1 protein-coding gene is annotated in these 633 nt (G+C 57.8%); it reads left to right on the top strand.

Features of this window, described 5'->3' with window-relative positions:
* On the top strand, window positions 1–381 hold a 381-nt coding region (locus D1012_RS22025; RefSeq protein WP_267897847.1), incomplete at its 5' end, for an acyl-CoA dehydrogenase family protein.
* Window positions 382–633: the final 252 nt, after the last annotated feature.

Here is a 633-nt window from a genome sequence, read left to right as displayed (position 1 = left end):
GCGCTCGACATCGCCCTGCCCTACGTGCGCGAGCGCAAGCAGTTCAACGCGCCGATCGGCACCTTCGGCCTGATGCAGGGCAAGATCGCCGACATGTACACCGCGCTGCAGTCTTCGCGCGGCTACGCCTACATGGTCGCGCAAAACTACGACGCCGGAGTGAACTCGCGCATCGACCCGGCCTCATGCCTGATGCACTGCTCGCAGAACGCCGTGCAGGTCGCGCTCGAAGCGATCCAGACGCTCGGCGGCAACGGCTACATCAACGAGTATCCGACCGGACGCATTCTGCGCGACGCCAAGCTCTACGAGATCGGCGCGGGCACGAACGAAATCCGCCGCATGCTGATCGGGCGCGAAATGTTCGGTGAGAGCGCCTGAATGGCATGAATTCTATTTTATGTCATTCTTTGGTAGAATTGCCATGTTTTATGAATGATGGCAGATTTCTTCCATTGTTCTCAAAGAGGTCTTTAACAATGGCACGCAAGAGGAATGAAGGTTTCCGTGAGGAACCACAAGCGTTTGAGCACGATGCAGACACCTCGTCGGCGCCGTTTTCCTGGGCTGTGACTGCTACGATAGGTGATGGCGGCCGCTTGGTTATTCCGGCCGAGATGCGCAAGCTCATGA

It is taken from the genome of Pseudotabrizicola alkalilacus (assembly GCF_003443995.1).
Classification (GTDB): Bacteria; Pseudomonadota; Alphaproteobacteria; order Rhodobacterales; family Rhodobacteraceae; genus Pseudotabrizicola; species Pseudotabrizicola alkalilacus.
The sequence above is the reverse complement of the archived record's forward strand: the minus strand, read 5'-3'. Positions and strand labels throughout refer to the sequence as shown.